Below are 20,127 nucleotides of genomic sequence, written 5' to 3'. Positions count from 1 at the left end.
AGAAAAAAGAACCAAAATTAAAGACGAACAAGCTTGATCTAAAAAACATATAAAATGAATATAAAAATAAATACCATTGTAGCATTTTCTTTAACCTTGTTGCTGGCTAGCTGTGGAAGCGAAGACAAAAAAGCCATTGCAGATAATACACCCGCAATTGCTGTTAAAACTAGTCAGGTTGAAGCTAATGAAAACAGTCCCTTCCTATCAGTAAGCGGAAAAATTGAAGCAACAAATAGTGCAGATTTAAGCACTAGAATGATGGGCTACGTTGATAAGGTACACGTAAATGTTGGAGATAAAGTACAAAAAGGACAATTATTAGTATCGATTAATAATGCCGATTTACAAGCAAAACGTGCACAAGTAAATGCTGGCATTACACAGGCAACTGTTGGTTTTGAGAATGCTCAAAAAGATTACAACCGCTTTAAAAGTTTGTTTGCAGACAAAAGTGCATCACAAAAAGAAATGGATGATATGACAGCTAATTTCGAAATAGCAAAAGCACAATTAGAATCGGCTAAGCAAATGAAAAACGAAGTCAATGCACAATTTACATACAGTAATATTACAGCACCTTTTAGCGGAATAGTAACAAGCAAAAATGTGGAAGCTGGAAACATGGCGAATCCAGGAATGCCACTAATAAGTATCGAAGCACCTGGTAATTTTGAAGTAATGGCAATGGTTCCTGAAACAGAAATTTCTGAAATAAAAAATGGATCAACGGTAGCTGTTTTAGTAAAATCTATTAACCAAACTATAAAAGGTAAGGTAAGCGAAGTAAGTACATCTGCTAAAAATACGGGTGGGCAATATTTAGTAAAAATAGATTTAGACAAAACAGATGCTGCTATTTTATCAGGAATGTTTACAACGGTTCAGTTTCCAGTAGAACGAAAGGCAAAAACCGAACTGGTTTTAATCCCAATTGAAGCTATTATTACCAACGGACAATTATCTGGAGTGTATACGGTAAGTCAAAGCAATACAGCAATTTTACGTTGGTTGCGTTTGGGTAGAACTTATGGAAACCAGGTAGAAGTTTTATCTGGTTTACATTCAGATGAAGCGTACATCGTTTCAGCCGAAGGAAAGCTTTACAACGGTGCTAAAATAACAGTGCAGTAAGCAGTCTCAGTCATAGTTTTCAATATATCCTGCAAGGTTTCAAATAACGGTGTAGGTATTCAAAAAAAGTAAATAGTAACTAAAAAATATCCCGTACTAGTTTTTCCCCTTTGGGGAATTAAAGGGGCTCATTATGAAAGAAGGTATCGCAGGAAAAATTGCCAAAGTCTTTATGCAATCTAAGTTAACAGTCTTGTTAATGATTGTATTTATGGTTGTTGGGGTATGGAGTTCGTTTTTAATTCCACGTGAGGAAGAACCGCAAATTGATGTGCCAATGGCAGACATTTTTGTGGGTTATCCGGGGGCAAGTCCAACGGAAGTTGAATCACGCGTGATAAAGCCATTAGAGCAATTAATTTCGAATATTAAAGGTGTAGAATATGTGTATTCCACCTCTATGAAAGAGCAAGGAATGGTGATCGTACAGTTTTATGTTGGCGAAGATATTGAGCGTTCTTTCGTGAAATTATACAACGAAATTAACAAACATATGGACCAAATGCCAGCTGGTGTTACGTTTCCGTTGGTCAAAACTAGAGCGATTGACGATGTGCCCATGTTGGGTTTAACCTTATGGAGTGAAAATTACGACGATTACCAGTTAAACCAAATAGCACAAGAATTAGAAAGTGAGATAAAAAAAGTAAATGACGTCGCAATTACCCATAAAATTGGTGGCAGAAACCGTCAGTTGCGCGTGGTTTTAGATAAGGATAAATTGGCGTCGAGCGGATTAGATTTCTTGTCGGTTTCTGAAATGATTACCGCGAGTAATAGCCAATTGAGTTCAGGAAGTTTTGATAAAAATGATTCTGAATTCTTGATTAATACTGGAAAGTTTTTGGAAACGGTTACGGATGTTGAAAATTTGGTGGTTGGTGTACAACAAAATCAGCCTATTTATTTAAAGCAAGTTGCCAAAATTATTGATGGTCCAGAAGTACCACAAAATTATGTGAGTTTAGGGTTTGGAAAAGGAAGTGTAAAAGCGGACGAATATAAATCGGAATATCCTGCAGTTACTATTTCTGTTTCCAAACGAAAAGGCGCAGATGCGATGAAAATTTCGGAAATTATAATTGATAAGGTCGACCATTTACGTACCACTTTAATCCCTGATGATGTAAAAGTTGAAATTAGTAGAAACTATGGAGAAACGGCTTCTCAAAAAGTATCTGAATTGTTGTGGCACCTTATAGGGACTATCTTTGCAGTAACTTTGGTAGTGATGCTGGCAATGGGTTGGCGAGGTGGATTGGTCGTGTTTTTATCGGTTCCAATTACGTTTGCATTGACCTTGTTGAGTTATTATATGATGGACTACACGTTAAACCGAATTACATTGTTCGCTTTGGTATTTGTTACAGGTATTGTGGTGGATGATTCTATTATTATTGCCGAAAATATGCATAGGCATTTCAAGATGAAACGCTTGCCTTTTAAACAAGCGGCTTTATATGCGATTAATGAAGTAGGTAACCCAACAATTTTAGCAACATTTACGGTGATTGCTTCGGTTTTACCTATGGCTTTTGTTTCCGGATTAATGGGCCCATACATGGCGCCAATGCCAATTGGAGCATCGATTGCGATGATTTTATCATTATTTGTAGCCTTAACCATAACACCTTATTTAGGTTTAATTTTCTTGAGAGAAAAAGATAAAAAAGGACAACCAGAAAAAATAGAAAAACCATTAGAAGAAACTTTAATTTATAGAATTTATAACAAATTTGAAGGGCCATTATTAGAAAGTAAAACAAAACGTTGGTTGTTTTTAGGGGGAACATTCTTAGTGTTACTGGGAACGATGGCTTTGTTTTTCACCAATTCGGTGGCTGTAAAAATGTTGCCTTTCGATAATAAAAATGAGTTTCAGGTAATCATTGATATGCCAGAAGGTACAACTCTGGAACGAACCGGAGTGGTGACTCAAGAGATTTCGCAATATTTATCTACGCGACCAGAAGTTGTGAATTACCAGAATTATGTGGGTACATCTGCACCCATAACCTTTAACGGTTTGGTACGTCATTACGATTTACGTGGTGGATCTAATATGGCAGATATTCAAGTGAATTTAATAGGGAAAGACAAACGTTCTGCACAAAGTCATGATATTGCTTCCTTATTGCGTCCAGATATTCAGAAAATAGCCGCAAAATATAATGCAAACGTCAAGTTGGTGGAAGTGCCTCCCGGACCACCAGTTTTATCAACAATTGTGGCTGAAGTTTATGGACCTGATTATGATGAGCAAATAAAAATTGCAAACAGCGTTAAGAATATTTTACAAAATACAGTTGATGTGGTTGATGTTGATTGGATGGTTGAAGCAGACCAAACGGAATATCAATTTGAAATCAATAAAGAAAAAGCGATGTTATATGGTGTGGCACCACAGCAAATCGCATACACCATGAATATGGCATTGTCTAACAGAGCCATCACTAATTTATATGATGAAGATGCAGCTAACCAAGTTGGTTTAGTTTTGACTTTAGAGGAAAAGGAAAAATCGACGATTTCTGATATTTCACAATTAAAAGTGAAATCGAAACAGGGCAATTTGGTGCCAATTGCAGATTTGGTGACTATTAATGAAACTACAGCCGCAAAAAGTATTTACCGAAAAAACCAAAAGCGTGTGGTTTATGTGATGGCGGATATGGCTGGAGAATTGGAAAGTCCTGCCTATGCTATTTTAGGAATGGAGGAGAAGTTGAAAGAAATTACCTTACCACAAGGTTTTGAACTCAACGAAATGTATTTGGGTCAGCCAGAATATGAAGATAATTATACGGTAAAATGGGATGGAGAATGGCAAATTACATTAGAAGTATTTAGAGATTTAGGTATAGCCTTTTTAGGAGCAATTATTTTGATTTACATTTTAATAGTAGGATGGTTCCAGAACTTTAAAGCACCAATTGTAATGATGGTTGCGATTCCCTTATCGTTAATTGGTATTATTCTAGGACACTGGATCATGGGAGCGTTCTTTACAGCAACGTCTTTTATCGGAATGATTGCCTTAGCCGGTATTATGGTTCGAAACTCGGTATTGTTAATCGATTTTATCAACCTTCGAACAGCAGAGGGTATTCCTTTAAAACAAGCTGCTATTGAAGCTGGAGCAGTGCGTACAACTCCTATTTTGTTAACGGCAGGAACAGTAGTGATTGGGGCATTTGTCATCCTATTCGATCCTATTTTTCAAGGATTAGCGATTTCGTTAATGGGTGGTACCATTGTATCGACGATACTTACCTTATTGGTGGTGCCATTAGTGTATTACATGATAAGCCCCCCGACCCCCGAAGGGGGAGTTGATGCTGGGGAGAAAACAGAAGGTGAAAAAGCCTCCTAGCCACAGACATATCTACTATGCTTAGCAAAAGTGGAAGGACTGATACTGATAAAAAAAATGAGCACTTGCAGGAAGTGTACAGAGATATTAAAAAATAAACAAATTCCCTACTTCTTGGGAATGAATTAAAATTTTAGCTATGAAACTATTAATTGTAACCGTGGTGGAGGAATTCGAAAAAGATATTCTGACACTATTTAAAAAAGCCAATATTGAGAGCTTTAGCAGTTCTGATATTGATGGTTTTAAAAATCCTACTTCGGTGGTAAAAACATCAAGTTGGTTTCCGAGTGAGAAGAAAGGTGTAGCATCGAATTTATTTTTTTCGTTTACAGAAGATATAAATATTGATGCCTTATTTGAATTGATTGAAAAATTCAATAAAAATTTAGAAACAAACAACCCGATAAAAGCGGTTGTGGTTCCTATTGAAAGAAGTATATAAACTTAAAATTAATTAAAATGTTAAATACGTATTTTAGAGTTATTGTTGGTGTCATGGTATTGTTAAGCGTAGTGCTTAGTGTTTACGTAAGTCCAAATTGGATGTGGTTCACGGTTTTTATTGGCCTTAATTTAATACAGTCTGCCTTTACAAAATGGTGTCTGCTAGAAACTATTTTGCAGAAATTAGGGGTCAAAAAAGGACCTGTTAGCTGCAGTAATTAGAGATTGATTTTGGCCTCCCAACCCCTCCAAAGGAGGGGAGCTAAGGCTCTAATGTCTTTTTCAAGGATTCGAGAACTGATTTAGGTTAAAAGAAGTTCTAGATACGCCCAATTTTCGGGAATACTTTACTCTTTAATAAACAATTTCTCAAACCGATGTTTCTATGCAATTTTCGGAACCTAGTACGAATAAAATGTAAACTAGCGTCATTCCTATTTTGGACTCCTTCTCTTTAAGTATTTACTTTACCTAAAATCTACCTCCAAGCCAATAGGGCAGTGGTCAGAACCCATAATAGTACTATATATCTTTGCATCTTTTACCTTATCTGCAATTGATTTGCTGACTAAAAAATAATCAATACGCCAACCCGTATTGCGTTCCCGTGATTTAAAGCGGTAGCTCCAAAAAGTATAGGCAATTTCTTCAGGATATAACATTCGAAAGGCATCCACAAAACCAGCTTGGATAAAATTATCCATCCCATCTATCTCAACTTGGGTATAGCCTGCTGTTTTGTTGTAGTTGCTCTTGTCGTTTTTTAGATCGATAGCTTTATGGGCTACATTAAAATCGCCACAAACGATGACTGGTTTTGTTTTTTCTAAGTTTTTTAAATACTTCAGAAAATCGCTATCCCATTGTTTTCTATAGTCTAAACGCTCTAGTTTTTGGCCGGAATTTGGCACGTATACATTGACCAAATAGAAGTTTTCATATTCCGCGCATATAACACGACCTTCGGCATCATGTTCATCAATACCCATATCAGGCATGATGCTCTTAACTTTTTCCTTACTAACTATTGTTGTTCCAGAATAGCCTTTTTGAAGGGCCGAATTAGAATTAATGCTGAACGTGTCTAGTGGTGCTAAAGCCGCTAAAACTTCATCATCTTGCGCTTTGGTTTCCTGCAAACACAAGATGGCAGCATCCATTTTTTCAATATCCTCAAAAAAATCTTTTTTTACTGAGGCTCGAATACCATTTACATTCCAAGAAATTATTTTCATATCTCATCTGTTTTAGGGTCTAATATCTAAAATATCCAAAGGTAAACCTGTTTAATTGAATAATTTTTCATTTTCAACGAACGATATTATTTTTATCTCATACCTTCACTTTTTGTGCAGCTCATTTTTACGCAGCGCAACGCCGTGTGATAGCTATTTCGCAGACTTACACAAACAATTCACGGAGCTAACCATAGAATAAAGCTTAAATACATACACTTCAAAATTATGTAACCCCTGCTTTTATGATCATATTTTTTTAACCACTAACCACTAACCACTAACCACTAAATTATACGTCTGCTTGGCAATCTCCAATTCTTCATTTGTTGGTATGACCAAAATTTTAGTTTTTGAAGCAGCAGCATTAATTTCTCTTAATTCGCTAGCTCTTGTATTGTTTTTACTTTCGTTAAGCTGCAGGCCTAAATAGTCCATTTCTTCACAAACTAAAGCTCTTATAACAGCAGAATTTTCTCCAATACCTGCTGTAAATACAATAGCATCTAAGCCATTCATAATAGCAGCATATGAGCCTATATATTGTTTAATTCGGTACGCGTTCATGGCCAAAGCCAACATACAATCTTCATTCCCTTTTTCGGCTTCTGCCTGTATATCTCTTAAATCGCTATAGCCTGTTAAGCCTAGCATACCGCTTTTTTTGATTAGTATCGTATGTACCTCTTCTAAACTATAGCCTAATTTTTGAACCATATACGTTATGAGCGAATGGTCAATATCGCCACTTCGCGTACCCATAATTAATCCGTTTGATGGTGCAAAACCCATAGAATGAGCTACACTTTTTCCATTTTGAACCGCCGTCATGCTACAGCCGTTTCCTAGGTGAATAGTAATAATTTTCGACTGCTCTTTTTCTAAATAGGCGATAGCTTTTTCGGATACATATTTATGACTCGTACCATGAAAACCATAGACTTGTATGTTATGCTGGGTATAGAATTCATTTGGAATGGCAAACTTTTTTGCTTTAGTAGGTATGGTATGATGAAAAGCAGTATCGAAAATAGCCACTTGTTTAGCGTGACTAAAAACTTGTTCGGCAAGTTTTATACCTTCTAAATTGGCAGGATTATGTAAAGGCGCCAAGGGAATTAAAGACCTTATTTTTTCCTTCACCATAGCATCGATTAGGGTAGTTTTATAAAACGTGTTGCCTCCATGAACCACACGATGCCCTACCGCATCAATTTCTTTTACATTTTGTATCACGCCTTTTTCAGGATCTAATAACAAGGCAGCAATTTTTTCTAAACCCGATTTATGATTCAGGATTTCTACAGTATCGGTAATTGTTACTTTTGATGTTTTATAATTTAAAATAGCGTCAGCACTTCCAATGCGCTCTAAAAGACCTTCACAACTAATTTTTTCTGAAGGCATTTCAATCAACTGATATTTTATGGAAGAACTTCCAGCATTTATGATAAGTATATTCACTTTATTGGTTTTTTATCTCGTTAAAGCCCTTGTGCTTGTATCGCGGTAATAATTACGGTATTGAAAATATCATCTACCGTGCACCCACGACTTAAATCGTTTACAGGTTTATTTAAACCTTGTAGCATGGGGCCAATGGCCAACGCGCCTGTTTCTCTTTGTACCGCTTTATAGGTGTTGTTTCCTGTATTTAAATCTGGGAAAATAAAAACACTTGCCTGACCAGCTACTTCAGAATTCGGAAGTTTACTTTTACCAACTTTGCTATCTACCGCAGCATCGTATTGTATAGGCCCTTCTACTTTTAAATCTGGACGTTTTAATCGTATAATTTCGGTGGCTTTACGAACACGATCTACGTCTTCTCCAACGCCAGAAGCTCCCGAGGAATAGGACAACATCGCTATTTTGGGTTCTATGCCAAAAGCAGTACTCGTAGCTGCCGATGAAATGGCAATCTCAGATAATTGCTCTGCGCTTGGGTTTGGATTAATGGCGCAATCGCCAAAAATGGTTACCCGATTAGGCAAGCACATAAAAAATACGGACGATACTATGGATACCTCTGGTCTCGTTTTAATAAACTGAAGTGCTGGCAAAATAGTATGTTGGGTGGTGTGAATAGCTCCAGAAACCATACCATCAGCATGACCCATATGCACCATCATAGTTCCGAAATACGATACGTCTTCCATTAAATCTTTTGCCATCGCCAAGTTTACATTTTTATGTTTACGGAGTTCAAATAGGGTGGTGGCGTAGGCTAAAAAATTAGCCGATGTTTTAGGATCGATAATAGAAATTTTACGGGTGTCTAAACCAATATCTAAGGCAGCTATTTTTGCTTTGATATTCTTTTCATCCCCTAAAAGCGTAAGGGATACCACATCTGCATCGATTAATTGTTTGGCAGCCATTAAAATTCGTTCATCGCTTCCTTCGGGTAGCACAATATGTTTTTTTGAAGATTTTGCTCTTTTGAGTAAATTATACTGGAACATTCTTGGAGTTATACCCTCCGCTTTAAAGGTAATTAGGCGTTCTGTTAATTCGTTTACAGGGATGTGCTTTTCGAACTCTTGGATAGAGGTAACTATTTTCTCTGTATTTTCCGCATACATTCTCGGTCTAATAGCACCAATTTTATTGGTTACCCCATAGGTGCCCCCGTCTACGGAAACAATAGGAATAACATCGGAAAGCCCTTCGATAAGTTTTATAATGGGGGGCTCTGGAATTAGGCCACCCGTAAGTATTATGCCAGAAAGGTTGGGGTAATTTAAAGAGATGTTTGCTTGTAGCGCTCCTAAAATAATATCAGCCCTATCCCCTGGAGTAATCACAAGACTATCTTTTTTTAAATGGGTTAAATAGTTACGCAGTTGCATGGCACCAACACTAAAACCGTTCACCTGATTGTTTATATGTGCTTCGCCAAAAAGCACCTTACCTTCTAGTTCTTGTACAATTTCTTTAACAGTCGGGTTTCCCAAAGTAGGGTTTAAGGGGATGACCCCAATCAATACTTTAGACGGAACTTTGTTTTTTAAGCTAGTCATTAAGCGTTCGCGATTTTCTTGCGCCACTTTGTTGGCAACAACCATTAAAACTTCAACACCCTTGTCTTTAAATGAATCGTAAGCCATATATAAATTGCTTACCGCCTCTTCAATCGTTTTATCTTTTCCGCTTGTAATTAAAATAGCAGGGATTCCTAAGTTTTTTGCAATGAGCACATTGGTGTCCCACTCAATGATGTTACCCTCCGTTGAAAAGTCACTACCTTCTACTAAAACAAAATCAAACTGATCTTCAATCGCTTTAAACTTGTGAATAATATGGTTGATGATTTCATCATCTTTATCTTGATTTTTAAGCTTCACTACGTCACTTCGCGTGTAAGCATAGGCATCAGTTGGTTTTAAATCAACTTCAAAATGAGTTAAAATGGTTTTGATATGATTATCAATCTTATCTTTTTCAAAGTCTTCTATAATTGGTCTGAAATACCCAACTTTAGCTGTTTTTCCTAATAAAATCTGCATTAATCCTAATGAAATAATAGACTTTCCACTGTTGGGTTCTGTAGTGGCAATATAAACTGCTTTACTCATGTATGGTGTTTGTAAATCTTCCTAAGCCTTTGTTTGGCTAGAAAGGAGATGTTAAAATTAAAAAAATTGAACTCTTAAAGCGAGGCCAATCACAATGAACAAACGGGGCTTACGTAAGCGAACTACCCGGCATAAGTTGCCTTTTGATTGATGGCAAAATTACTTTTCAATACTAATTTAAAATATGATTTTTATCATACATCAGTAAGGGCTACAAAGATAAATAAAGATTATAAAAGTTCTAAAAGTCGCTCTAAAGCCATTCCGCGAGAACCTTTTATAAGGATATTACTTTTTGGTATGGGATTTTTTTCAAGAAACGATGCCAAGGCTTCAAAAGTTTCAAAGGTTTGTTCTTTATTTTTGGTTTTTGCGAAATTTTTACCAATTAAAAAGACAGTATCAAAACGCATTGAACTTGCTAAGTCTACAATTGCTTGATGCTCCTCGGGAGCAGTTTCGCCTAGTTCAAACATATCACCTAAAAATATAATTTTAGGATCAACATTTAAATTTTTAAAATTCTCTAAGGCTACGATCATGCTACTTGGGTTAGCGTTATAGGCGTCTAGAATAATCTGATGGCCATTTTTATCGATGATTTGAGAACGATTATTTACGGGTATATAATTTTCAATTCCCTTTTTAATATTTTCAAAAGACACCTTAAAATAACTACCCATGAGGATGGCTGCACAACAGTTTACAAAATTATAAACCCCGATTAATTTAGAGTGTATAATTTTGTCTTCAAATTGAAGTTTCACAAAAGGGTCGGCAGAAATATACTTTATATGATGGTATTCATTTTTCTCTTGACTAAAACCATACTTTTTTTCGTAAGCATTTAACTTGGATACTTGTATGGCATCATCAGCATTAAAAAAAATGGTTCTATTTTGTTCGATGATAAAATTATACAACTCACTTTTTCCTTTAATAACACCTTCGACACCACCAAAACCCTCTAAGTGTGCTTTTCCGAAATTGGTAATATAACCAAAATCAGGTTCCGCTATGGCACATAGAAATTCGATCTCTTTTTGGTGGTTTGCGCCCATTTCAATAATCGCGATTTCAGTATTTTTTTTAATGCTGAGTAAGGTTAATGGAACACCAATATGATTGTTTAAGTTCCCCACCGTGGCTATGGTTTTATAGCTAGTCGCTAGGACAGAGCTAATCAACTCTTTAGTCGTTGTTTTTCCGTTACTCCCTGTTAAACTTATAATTTTAGCTTTTGATTTTTTTCTATGAAAATTCGCTAATTGCTGTAATGTTTCTAGGCTGTCTTGAACTAAAATTATAGATGGGTGATGAGCAAAAGCTTCTTCATCCACAATAGCAAAGGCAGCACCTTTTTCTATGGCTTGTTGGGCATAGGAATTGCCATTAAAATGATCACCCTTTAAAGCAAAGAATAAACAGTCTTTAGTTATTTTTCGTGTATCGGTCGATACGTTGGGGAACTGCAAAAAGAGCTCGTATAGTTTTTCAATATTCATGGAAATAAAGATTCATTAGTAGGGCAATTTTTTAAGGTATGCTTAAGGTCACAAAGAGTATACTTTAAAAATAGCCGTAAGGTACATTTTTGAAACTAAAGTATAAAAAAAGTCCTGATGCAGGCATCAGGACTTTTTTTATTTTTTATATAAGAAGCGATTATTTAGCTTTTTTACCTCTAACGGTTTTATTTTTTGTTTTCGATTTTGAACCAACTCTTGACATAGCACATCTAAACCCGATGTAGTCTGTAGCCATATATTGTGGTAAAAATCTACGTTGTGCTGGATCTAACCAATACGCTCTATCTCTCCAAGAACCCCCTTTGAAAACCCTAACTTCATCGTTAATTAAGGTAGTTCTGTAATTTGATTTGTCATATTCTCTAGAAATATTACCAACAGAATCTTTTTCTACTTTAAAAGTAGGAGAGTTGTACATTTTCTTCTTATTTTCCTCGTCATCACTAAATTTATCATAAAATCTTGAAGAACCTGGCTCACCATCTCTATAGCCTCTATTATCACTAGAAGAGAAGTTTGTACGTAAATAGGTTTCTTGCTCATCAACAGCGACCATTTTAAGTTCTCCTGGTAAATTTACTGCAATCACTTTCCCATTAGGTAAAGTGTCGTAAGCGATAGAATCTCGGATAACACTTACTTTACCGTCTTCGCCAATAGCACTTTTCATGTACACATTTCCACGATAATAGTTAAAATCACTTACTTCGTCGTCTACGATAGGTCTATACACATCGGCAGTCCATTCTGCTACGTTACCAGCCATGTCATACAGGCCTAAATCATTTGGTTTGTATGATTTAACTTCGGCAGTAATATCAGCACCATCGTCTGACCAACCAGCGATTCCGCCGTAATCACCTTTTCCTTGTTTAAAGTTGGCTAATTGATCACCACGACCAACACGTTGACCATTTCTAGTATAATCACCTTCCCATGGATATTTTTTTCTACCTCTGTAGTTGTTGTATTCTCTTGATCCAACTTGTGCAGCTGCGGCATATTCCCATTCTGTTTCTGTGGGTAGTCTGTATTCTGGTAAAATAATTCCAGTACTACGAGTTGCAAAGTTCGAAATAGAATCTTTCTTCATTTTTCCTTGTAAAGAGTCTATTTGACCATTATATACAGATTCTGGTCTGTTTAAGTAAGCCTCTGTACTAAAAGAACCTTCGATATCCCCGTTTACAACTTTATACTTAGCCTCTTCAGAAAGATACCCTTCTCTCTCGAGCATAATTTCGTTAACGCGATCTGTTCTCCACTCCGCAAATTGCACGGCTTGAATCCAGTTGACACCAACCACAGGATATTCTGCATAGGCTGGGTGACGCAAATAGTTATTGGTCATCGTTTCGTTAAAACCTAATCGGTTTCTCCAAACTAAAGTATCTGGTAAGGCGCCTGTGTAAATGTTTGTATATCTTGGATCTTCAGGGGGATAAACACTTTTTAGGTAATCTAAGTACTCTAAGTACATAGAATTAGTTACCTCAGTTTCATCCATATAAAAAGACATGACATGCTGTTGTGTTGGCGTGTTATTCCAGTCATGCATCACATCATCCTGAACCTTACCTTTGGTAAAAGTACCCCCTTCAACAAATACTAATCCAGGGGCAGTTTCTTGCTCCTTGTAATCTGTATTATGTTGAAAGCCACCTTCTTTAGCGTTTATTTTCCAACCAGTAGCTCTAGATGTGTTTTTAGAAGAAGAAGCGTTTTTACAGCTACTAAAACCGCCTGCGATTACAGCACAAGAGAGTACAACTTTGATGAATTGTTTTTTCATAATTAGGACTTGAGTTCAATAAATTAACTACAAAATGTAGTTTGGTAATTTGTTATTTTCTGTTTGCAATTATTGCTTCCGGCTTTTAGAACGATGTTTTTAAAAGAATATTTTATGTGAACTATAAAATATTTGAAAAAGATGTTCATGAAATCTGAGAGCATTACATTTCAATAACGCAGCAAAAACAGGATTAGTATTTTACTTTCCATAAATTAAGCAAAAGACTAATTGTTTTACGATACAGGGGAGATTTAAATAGAGAGTTCAACGGAAGTACTTTATACCGATGGATAAAAATGCTATTTTTTTTGAAGGCTGGTATACCTTTTTTTTAAATCTTACGTTACCTAGTAGTATAGAATAATATCTAATAGTTTTTTGGGATGCTACTTTTCAGAAAATAATTAGATTTAGATGACGAAAAATGAAAAAAATAGTAACAGCAACTTTATTATTAATTGTTTTTAAAATGTCGGCACAACAAGAAGAAAGTCGACCAATACCAACAGGGGTTCCCTTTTTAACTATTACTGCAGATGCGAGAGCATCGGGTATGGGAGATATTGGCGTTGCAACGTCTGTTGATGCCTATTCACAACAATGGAATCCTGCAAAGTTTGCCTTTGCAGAACATAAAATGGGTTTTGGTATCAGTTATGCCCCTTATTTAGAAAGCTTAGTGAATGATATTGGACTTTTAAGTGCCAACTATTATAATAAGATAAATGATCGTAGTGCTTTTGCAGCCAGTCTTAGGTATTTTACGCTTGGCGAAATAGAACTTAGACAAACCGCAGGAGAGGAAGGTAGAATTGTAAAACCTAACGAAGTGGCTATTGATGGTTCTTACTCCCTGAAATTATCCGAAACATTTTCCATGGCTGTTGCAGGTCGATTTATCAGTTCAAATTTAAGGTTCCCTGATCAAACGGGATCTTCAGATACGCAAGCTGCAAATACATTTGCCGTAGATTTGGCAGGTTTTTATCGCTCAAGAGAAATCGCTTATGATAAGTTTAGCGGACGTTGGAGGGCTGGTTTTAATATATCAAACCTAGGAAATAAAATCACCTATGATGAAGGCGGTCAAGAAAACTTTTTACCCACTAATCTTAAAGCTGGAATTGGCTTTGACTTTATTCTTGATATGGACAACACCCTTGCTATTACTACAGAGTTTAATAAGCTATTGGTACCTACGCCTCAAGATTTCAACGGCGATGGTGTTATCAATGGGAATGATAACGAAGAATATCAAAACATAGGTTTTTTAAGTGGTGTGTTTCAATCCTTTGGAGATGCTCCCGATGGTATTTCTGAAGAGTTAAAAGAAATTACCTGGGCATTAGGAGCTGAATATAGCTATCAAAATGCATTTATGTTGAGAACAGGTTATTTTAATGAAAGTAACTTAAAGGGAGCTCGTAAATTCTTTTCTTTAGGTGCTGGCTTTAAATTTAAAGCCACCCAAGTTGATTTGTCGTATTTATTTTCATCCTCAAGAATTCAAAATCCTTTAGAGAATTCGTTGCGATTTTCTTTAACCTTTAATTTAGGAGAAGAAATGTTTAATGATTAATTTTTTCTAAAGTTTCGTATACCGAAAGTCCAAAACTAATACTCATGTTAGTTTTGGACTTTTTTATTTTAAATAGGTGTTCAATTGAAAGAGCTATCTTTTAAATTTGTTACCTTTCCTTGATTAAAAAAATATATCTTGAAAAAACACCAAATTATTATTGATTACCATGTTTATCCAGATCTTGACAGTCTAAATACAGAAGATAAACTACTTATGAAATCGGCCATTGAAGCACGTCGTAACGCCTATGCGCCCTATTCTAACTTTTATGTAGGTGCTGCTGTTTTGCTGGGGAATGCTGAGGTTGTTATAGGAAATAACCAAGAAAACGCATCCTATCCTTCGGGACTATGCGCAGAGCGTGTTGCTATTTTTCAAGCAGGTGCTAGGTATCCTGGAATAGAAATAAAAACGGTTGCAATTACGGCTACCTCTAAAAACTATGTTGTTAAAGAGCCAGCTGCACCTTGCGGTAATTGTCGTCAATCTATGATTGAGTACGAGCAAAAGCAACAGCAGCCCATTAGAGTTTTATTAATGGGAGAAGAAGGTCAGGTTGTCTTATTTCATTCTTTAGCGGATATTTTGCCATTAGCTTTCAGTAGTTCATTCCTATAGCTATCTTGTTTTTTTTGCCAAAATCGCAGAAAAAGAAGCTGCTATTATGAAATCCTTAGTTTTTTTAATCCCTACTTTATTTTCTATGGTGGGTTAAGCTTTTTCTTTAATTTTTTTCCCCTATTGATTTATATGTGTATTTTTGCTATTCAATTTTTAAACCCAAAAATTGAATAGCAGCAATTAGTTCTTTTTTTAAAATCGCATTTAATGAAAAAAATCACAAAAGAGGTCTACCTTAAATGGTATGAAGATATGTTGTTCTGGAGAAAATTCGAGGATAAACTAGCCGCGGTATATATTCAACAAAAAGTTCGAGGATTCTTGCATCTTTACAATGGGCAAGAAGCTGTATTAGCTGGGGCTTTACATGCCATGGATCTTACCAAAGATAAAATGATTACAGCCTATAGAAATCACGTTCAGCCCATTGGGATGGGTGTTGATCCTAAACGAGTAATGGCCGAATTGTACGGAAAAGTTACAGGTACATCGCAAGGTATGGGAGGCTCTATGCATATTTTTTCTAAGGAACACCGTTTTTATGGTGGGCATGGTATTGTGGGTGGTCAAATTCCATTAGGAGCCGGGCTTGCTTTTGCTGATAAATACAAAAAAAATGATGCTGTAACTCTTTGTTATATGGGAGATGGTGCAGTACGTCAAGGTTCTTTACATGAAACCTTTAATTTGGCGATGTTATGGCAATTACCTGTGGTTTTTGTCTGTGAAAATAATGGCTACGCGATGGGAACTTCTGTGGCAAGAACGTCATTCTCTACCGATATTTGGAAATTAGGATTAGGCTACGAGATGCCTTGCGGACCTGTGGATGGTATGGATCCTGTAACGGTAGCTAAAGAAATGAATAAGGCTATTGAAAGAGCCAGAAGTGGTGGTGGACCAACATTTTTAGAAATGAAGACCTATAGATATAGAGGCCACTCCATGTCGGATGCGCAGCAATATAGAACGAAAGATGAGGTAGAAGAGTATAAAAAAATAGATCCTATTACTCAAGTTTTACAGGTGATTAAGGATAATAAGTACGCCACAGACGAAGAGATTAAGGCAATAGATAAGAGGGTAAAACAATTGGTGAACGAATGTGAAAAGTTTGCTGACGAATCTGATTATCCGCCGATAAGTCAATTATACGATATGGTTTACGATCAAGAAGATTACCCGTTTTTAAAACATAAATTATAGTTAGATGGCAGAAGTAATAAATATGCCGAGACTTAGTGATACCATGGAAGAAGGTACTGTCGCTAAGTGGTTAAAAAAAGTTGGAGATAAAATTCAGGAAGGCGACATTCTAGCGGAAATCGAAACTGATAAAGCTACCATGGAATTTGAGTCTTTTCATGAAGGCGTTTTGTTGCACATTGGAATTCAAGAAGGAGATGGTGCTCCTGTGGATACACTTTTAGCAATTATTGGAGAAGAAGGTGAGGATATTTCTGGATTATTAAATAGTTCAGATGCAACAGGCGATTCGGACAAAAAAGAGGAAGCTCCTGAAAAAGAGGCCGTAAAAGACGATTCATCGAAACAAGCTTCTACTGTTGACGAAACTGCAGAAGCTTCTGAAATTCCTGAAGGCGTTGAGGTTGTAAAAATGCCGCGCCTTAGTGATACTATGGAAGAAGGTACCGTAGCTTCTTGGTTAAAAAAAGTAGGAGATAAAATTGAAGAAGGTGATATTTTAGCAGAAATCGAAACCGACAAGGCTACGATGGAGTTTGAATCATTCTACTCAGGAACCTTGCTATATATTGGTATTCAAGAAGGAGAATCTTCCCCTGTCGACGCCGTTCTTGCGGTCATAGGTCCAGAAGGTACAGATGTAGACAGTGTTTTAAATGCGAAACCTAAGACAACAAAAAAAGAGGCTTCAACACCTGATGAAGCGTCTAAAGAAACAGCAAAAACCGAAACAACAAAGGAAGAAAATACAGCGCCAACAACCAATGATGGCCAGCGTATTTTTGCATCTCCTTTAGCTAAAAAAATAGCTTCAGATAAAGGTATAAACTTGGCATCTGTTAGTGGTTCTGGCGATAACGGTAGAATTACTAAAAAAGATGTTGAAAATTTCACTCCTTCCCAAAAAGTGTCGGAAGCTGCGCCAGTTGAAAATGCAGGCACTAGCACAGCTGCTCCAGCCCCGGCAGCGCCCATGATGGCTCCTGTTGGCGAAGAAAGTTTTGAAGAGGTGAAAAATAACCAAATGCGTAAGGTAATTGCCAAGCGCTTGGGAGAATCTAAGTTTACAGCGCCACACTACTACTTAAATATTGAGGTAGATATGGACAACGCCATGAGCTCTAGAGTACAAATAAATAATTTGCCAGAGACCAAAGTCTCCTTTAATGATATGGTTGTGAAAGCTTGCGCCATGGCCTTAAGAAAGCATCCTCAAGTAAACACTTCATGGAAAGGCGAAACAACAAGGTATAACCAACATATTCATATTGGAGTTGCTGTAGCTGTTGAAGACGGATTAGTAGTTCCTGTGTTAAAATTTGCAGATCAAATGGGTCTTTCGCATATTGGCGGAATGGTAAAAGAACTAGCGGGAAAAGCAAGAAACAAAAAATTAACACCGGCCGAAATGGAAGGTAGTACGTTTACGGTTTCTAATTTAGGAATGTTTGGAATCGAAAGTTTTACTTCGATTATCAATCAACCTAATTCTGCTATACTTTCGGTAGGTGCGATTATCGAAAAACCCGTGGTTAAAAATGGAGCCATTGTAGTGGGTAATACCATGAAACTTACTTTAGCCTTGGATCACAGAACAGTTGATGGTGCATCGGGAGCTCAGTTTTTACAAACACTGCGTTCGTATATTGAAAACCCAGTTACCATGTTGGCTTAAAAACTAATAGTTTAAATTTATAAAAAGCATCCTACTTATTAGGATGCTTTTTTTATCTTTAAAACCTCATTATCCTACATATTTAAATCAGACTAAAATTAACGAAATGAAAATTATTTATAGTGTTGTTCTAATGGCCCTTGCTTTTTACAGCTGCAAAACGCCACAAATTATTGAAACAGATTCATCAAATATCATAGAAATTACAGCTCCTGAAGAAACGAACACTGAAACTAAAACAGAAATCAGAAAAGTAGTTCCTGCGGTTTCTTTTTCAAAAAGCAAAGATGTAGGAGATATTATTACTTTTTTAGCATCCGACGAATTAAAAGGTAGGGAAGCAGGAAGCGAAGGAATTGAGAAAGCCGCAAATTATATTGAGGCCATATTTCAGAAAAACGGGATAAAACCTTATTTTGAATTTTATAAAGACAGCATCTCAAATTTCAACAAACCGGCGTATAATGTTGTGGGTGTTCTTGAAGGGAATGATGCCAAGCTTAAAAACGAAGTTGTGATCATCGGTGCACATTACGATCACATTGGTCAGCTTGCTCCACAAGACGGAGACGCTATTGCCAATGGCGCTAATGATAACGCTTCTGGAACAACTACCGTGTTGGAAATGGCACGCTATTTTGCCAGTACAAAAACAAATAAGCGTACCATTATTTTTGCACTATTTACCGCAGAAGAAAAGGGATTATTGGGATCAAAGGATTTAGCGGAACGCTTAAAAGAAGACAATATAGACTTATACACCATGCTGAATTTTGAAATGGTGGGTGTGGCTTTACAAGATAAAGATTACTTTATGTATGTTACCGGTTACGAAAATTCAAATATGGCAGAAGTTGCCAACGCCTATAGTGGAGAAAATTTAATTGGGTTTTTACCTTCGGCCAAGCAAATGAACTTGTTTAAGCGTTCTGATAATTATGCTTTTCATACCGCCTTTAATGTACCGTCTCAAACTTTTTGCACCTTTGATTTCACCAATTTTGACCATTACCATAAGGTGGGTGACGAAGCCGCTAAAATGGATTTTGATCACATGGCAACCGTTGTAAATAAATCTATTCCGATGGTTTCAGGTATTATAAATGCAGCTACAAAAGAAATAAAATACAACAACTAATGGCAACTATTATTATTACTGGGGCAAGCAGAGGTATCGGTTTTGAGATGGCACAGCTTTTTGCAGATGAAGGGCATCAAGTATTGGCTTTATCTCGAAACGATAAACCTATTTCCGATTTAAAGCATAAAAATATTTTTACTTTTCCATTTGATTTGGCTCAACCCGATGATTTAAAAAAGCTAGATGATTTTTTAAGCAAAAATTGGAAGCAAGTAGATGTTTTGATTAATAATGCGGGTAGATTACTGAATAAGCCTTTTTTAGAAACCACAGAAACGGAGTTTGAAGAGGTGTATAAAGTAAACGTTTTTGGTGTGGCTAGTGTCACAAAAATGGTGGTGCCCAAAATGCCAAAAACAGGACATGTGATCACCATAAGTTCTATGGGAGGTGTACAAGGAAGTATGAAGTTCCCAAGTTTAGCGGCGTACAGTTCCAGTAAGGCAGCGGTTATTACCTTAACCGAATTATGGGCAGAAGAGTTCAAGGAGACAGGCCCATCTTTTAATGTTTTGGCCTTAGGAGCCGTACAAACCGAAATGTTAGAAGAAGCTTTTCCTGGCTACCAAGCACCAACGACAGCTTTGGAAATGGCGAGCTATATAAAAGAATTTGCTTTGACAGGAAGCAAGTTTTATAATGGGAAACTTTTGCAAGTGAGTAGTAGCACACCTTAATGTAAAATTTTTTAAAAATAACGATAGGAAAAGCGTGTGAAACCATAATTGAGCACTATGTTGTTGCTCAGGGAGAGAAAATTAGTGTCGAAAACCATAGGTACAAAGGACTATTTACTATTTAGCGTTCTGAT

15 protein-coding genes are annotated in these 20,127 nt (G+C 36.5%); 10 read left to right on the top strand and 5 right to left on the bottom strand.

Annotation, left to right across the window (positions count from 1 at the left end):
- The first annotated feature begins 54 nt into the window (after positions 1–54).
- From GQ45_RS07530 to GQ45_RS17795, 4 genes are all read left to right on the top strand, one after another.
- Positions 55–1,134 (top strand): efflux RND transporter periplasmic adaptor subunit, encoded by a 1,080-nt coding sequence (locus GQ45_RS07530; protein WP_047416422.1) that lies wholly within the window; start codon positions 55–57, stop codon positions 1,132–1,134.
- 133 nt (positions 1,135–1,267) lie between these two features.
- Positions 1,268–4,507, top strand: coding sequence for an efflux RND transporter permease subunit (locus GQ45_RS07525; RefSeq protein ID WP_081980901.1), 3,240 nt, complete (start codon positions 1,268–1,270; stop codon positions 4,505–4,507).
- A 139-nt stretch (positions 4,508–4,646) separates the two neighbouring features.
- Positions 4,647–4,952 carry a hypothetical protein gene (locus tag GQ45_RS07520; RefSeq protein WP_047416420.1) on the top strand — a complete coding sequence of 102 codons (306 nt, stop codon included), beginning with the start codon at positions 4,647–4,649 and terminating at the stop codon, positions 4,950–4,952.
- Between the two features lie 17 nt (positions 4,953–4,969).
- Complete coding sequence (locus tag GQ45_RS17795) at positions 4,970–5,176, top strand: DUF2892 domain-containing protein (protein WP_081980899.1); 207 nt, start codon at positions 4,970–4,972, stop codon at positions 5,174–5,176.
- Between the two features lie 245 nt (positions 5,177–5,421).
- Here GQ45_RS17795 and GQ45_RS07515 read toward each other — a convergent pair whose 3' ends face one another.
- From GQ45_RS07515 to gldJ, 5 genes are all read right to left on the bottom strand, one after another.
- Positions 5,422–6,189, bottom strand: coding sequence for an exodeoxyribonuclease III (locus GQ45_RS07515; RefSeq protein WP_047416418.1), 768 nt, complete (start codon positions 6,187–6,189; stop codon positions 5,422–5,424).
- Positions 6,190–6,462: 273 nt separating this feature from the next.
- The gene (locus GQ45_RS07510; protein ID WP_047416416.1) at positions 6,463–7,653 is read right to left on the bottom strand and encodes an acetate/propionate family kinase; all 1,191 of its coding nucleotides are present in this window, start codon (positions 7,651–7,653) and stop codon (positions 6,463–6,465) included.
- Between the two features lie 20 nt (positions 7,654–7,673).
- Positions 7,674–9,767, bottom strand: a complete 2,094-nt coding sequence (gene pta, locus GQ45_RS07505) for a phosphate acetyltransferase (protein ID WP_047416414.1) — start codon at positions 9,765–9,767, stop codon at positions 7,674–7,676.
- 230 nt (positions 9,768–9,997) lie between these two features.
- Positions 9,998–11,272, bottom strand: coding sequence for a UDP-N-acetylmuramoyl-tripeptide--D-alanyl-D-alanine ligase (murF, locus tag GQ45_RS07500; RefSeq protein ID WP_047416412.1), 1,275 nt, complete (start codon positions 11,270–11,272; stop codon positions 9,998–10,000).
- Positions 11,273–11,432: 160 nt separating this feature from the next.
- Positions 11,433–13,088, bottom strand: a complete 1,656-nt coding sequence (gene gldJ, locus GQ45_RS07495) for a gliding motility lipoprotein GldJ (RefSeq protein WP_047416410.1) — start codon at positions 13,086–13,088, stop codon at positions 11,433–11,435.
- A 427-nt stretch (positions 13,089–13,515) separates the two neighbouring features.
- On the opposite strand from gldJ, the gene porV reads away from it, so the two are divergent.
- From porV to GQ45_RS07465, 6 genes are all read left to right on the top strand, one after another.
- Entirely contained in the window at positions 13,516–14,670 is a 1,155-nt protein-coding gene (gene porV, locus GQ45_RS07490) for a type IX secretion system outer membrane channel protein PorV (RefSeq protein WP_047416408.1), read from the top strand.
- Positions 14,671–14,808: 138 nt separating this feature from the next.
- On the top strand, positions 14,809–15,291 hold the full coding sequence (cdd, locus tag GQ45_RS07485) for a cytidine deaminase (protein ID WP_047416406.1): 483 nt from the start codon (positions 14,809–14,811) through the stop codon (positions 15,289–15,291).
- A gap of 210 nt (positions 15,292–15,501) precedes the next feature.
- On the top strand, positions 15,502–16,500 hold the full coding sequence (gene pdhA, locus GQ45_RS07480; protein WP_047416404.1) for a pyruvate dehydrogenase (acetyl-transferring) E1 component subunit alpha: 999 nt from the start codon (positions 15,502–15,504) through the stop codon (positions 16,498–16,500).
- 4 nt (positions 16,501–16,504) lie between these two features.
- Positions 16,505–18,175, top strand: a complete 1,671-nt coding sequence (locus GQ45_RS07475) for a pyruvate dehydrogenase complex dihydrolipoamide acetyltransferase (protein WP_047416402.1) — start codon at positions 16,505–16,507, stop codon at positions 18,173–18,175.
- A gap of 106 nt (positions 18,176–18,281) precedes the next feature.
- Positions 18,282–19,313 carry a M20/M25/M40 family metallo-hydrolase gene (locus tag GQ45_RS07470; RefSeq protein WP_047420168.1) on the top strand — a complete coding sequence of 344 codons (1,032 nt, stop codon included), beginning with the start codon at positions 18,282–18,284 and terminating at the stop codon, positions 19,311–19,313.
- On the top strand, positions 19,313–19,993 hold the full coding sequence (locus GQ45_RS07465; protein ID WP_047416400.1) for an SDR family oxidoreductase: 681 nt from the start codon (positions 19,313–19,315) through the stop codon (positions 19,991–19,993). Before GQ45_RS07470 ends, GQ45_RS07465 begins: the two co-directional genes overlap by 1 nt.
- The last annotated feature ends 134 nt before the right edge of the window (positions 19,994–20,127 follow it).

Source organism: Cellulophaga sp. Hel_I_12, from assembly GCF_000799565.1.
Classification (GTDB): domain Bacteria; phylum Bacteroidota; class Bacteroidia; order Flavobacteriales; family Flavobacteriaceae; genus Cellulophaga.
The sequence above is the reverse complement of the archived record's forward strand: the minus strand, read 5'-3'. Positions and strand labels throughout refer to the sequence as shown.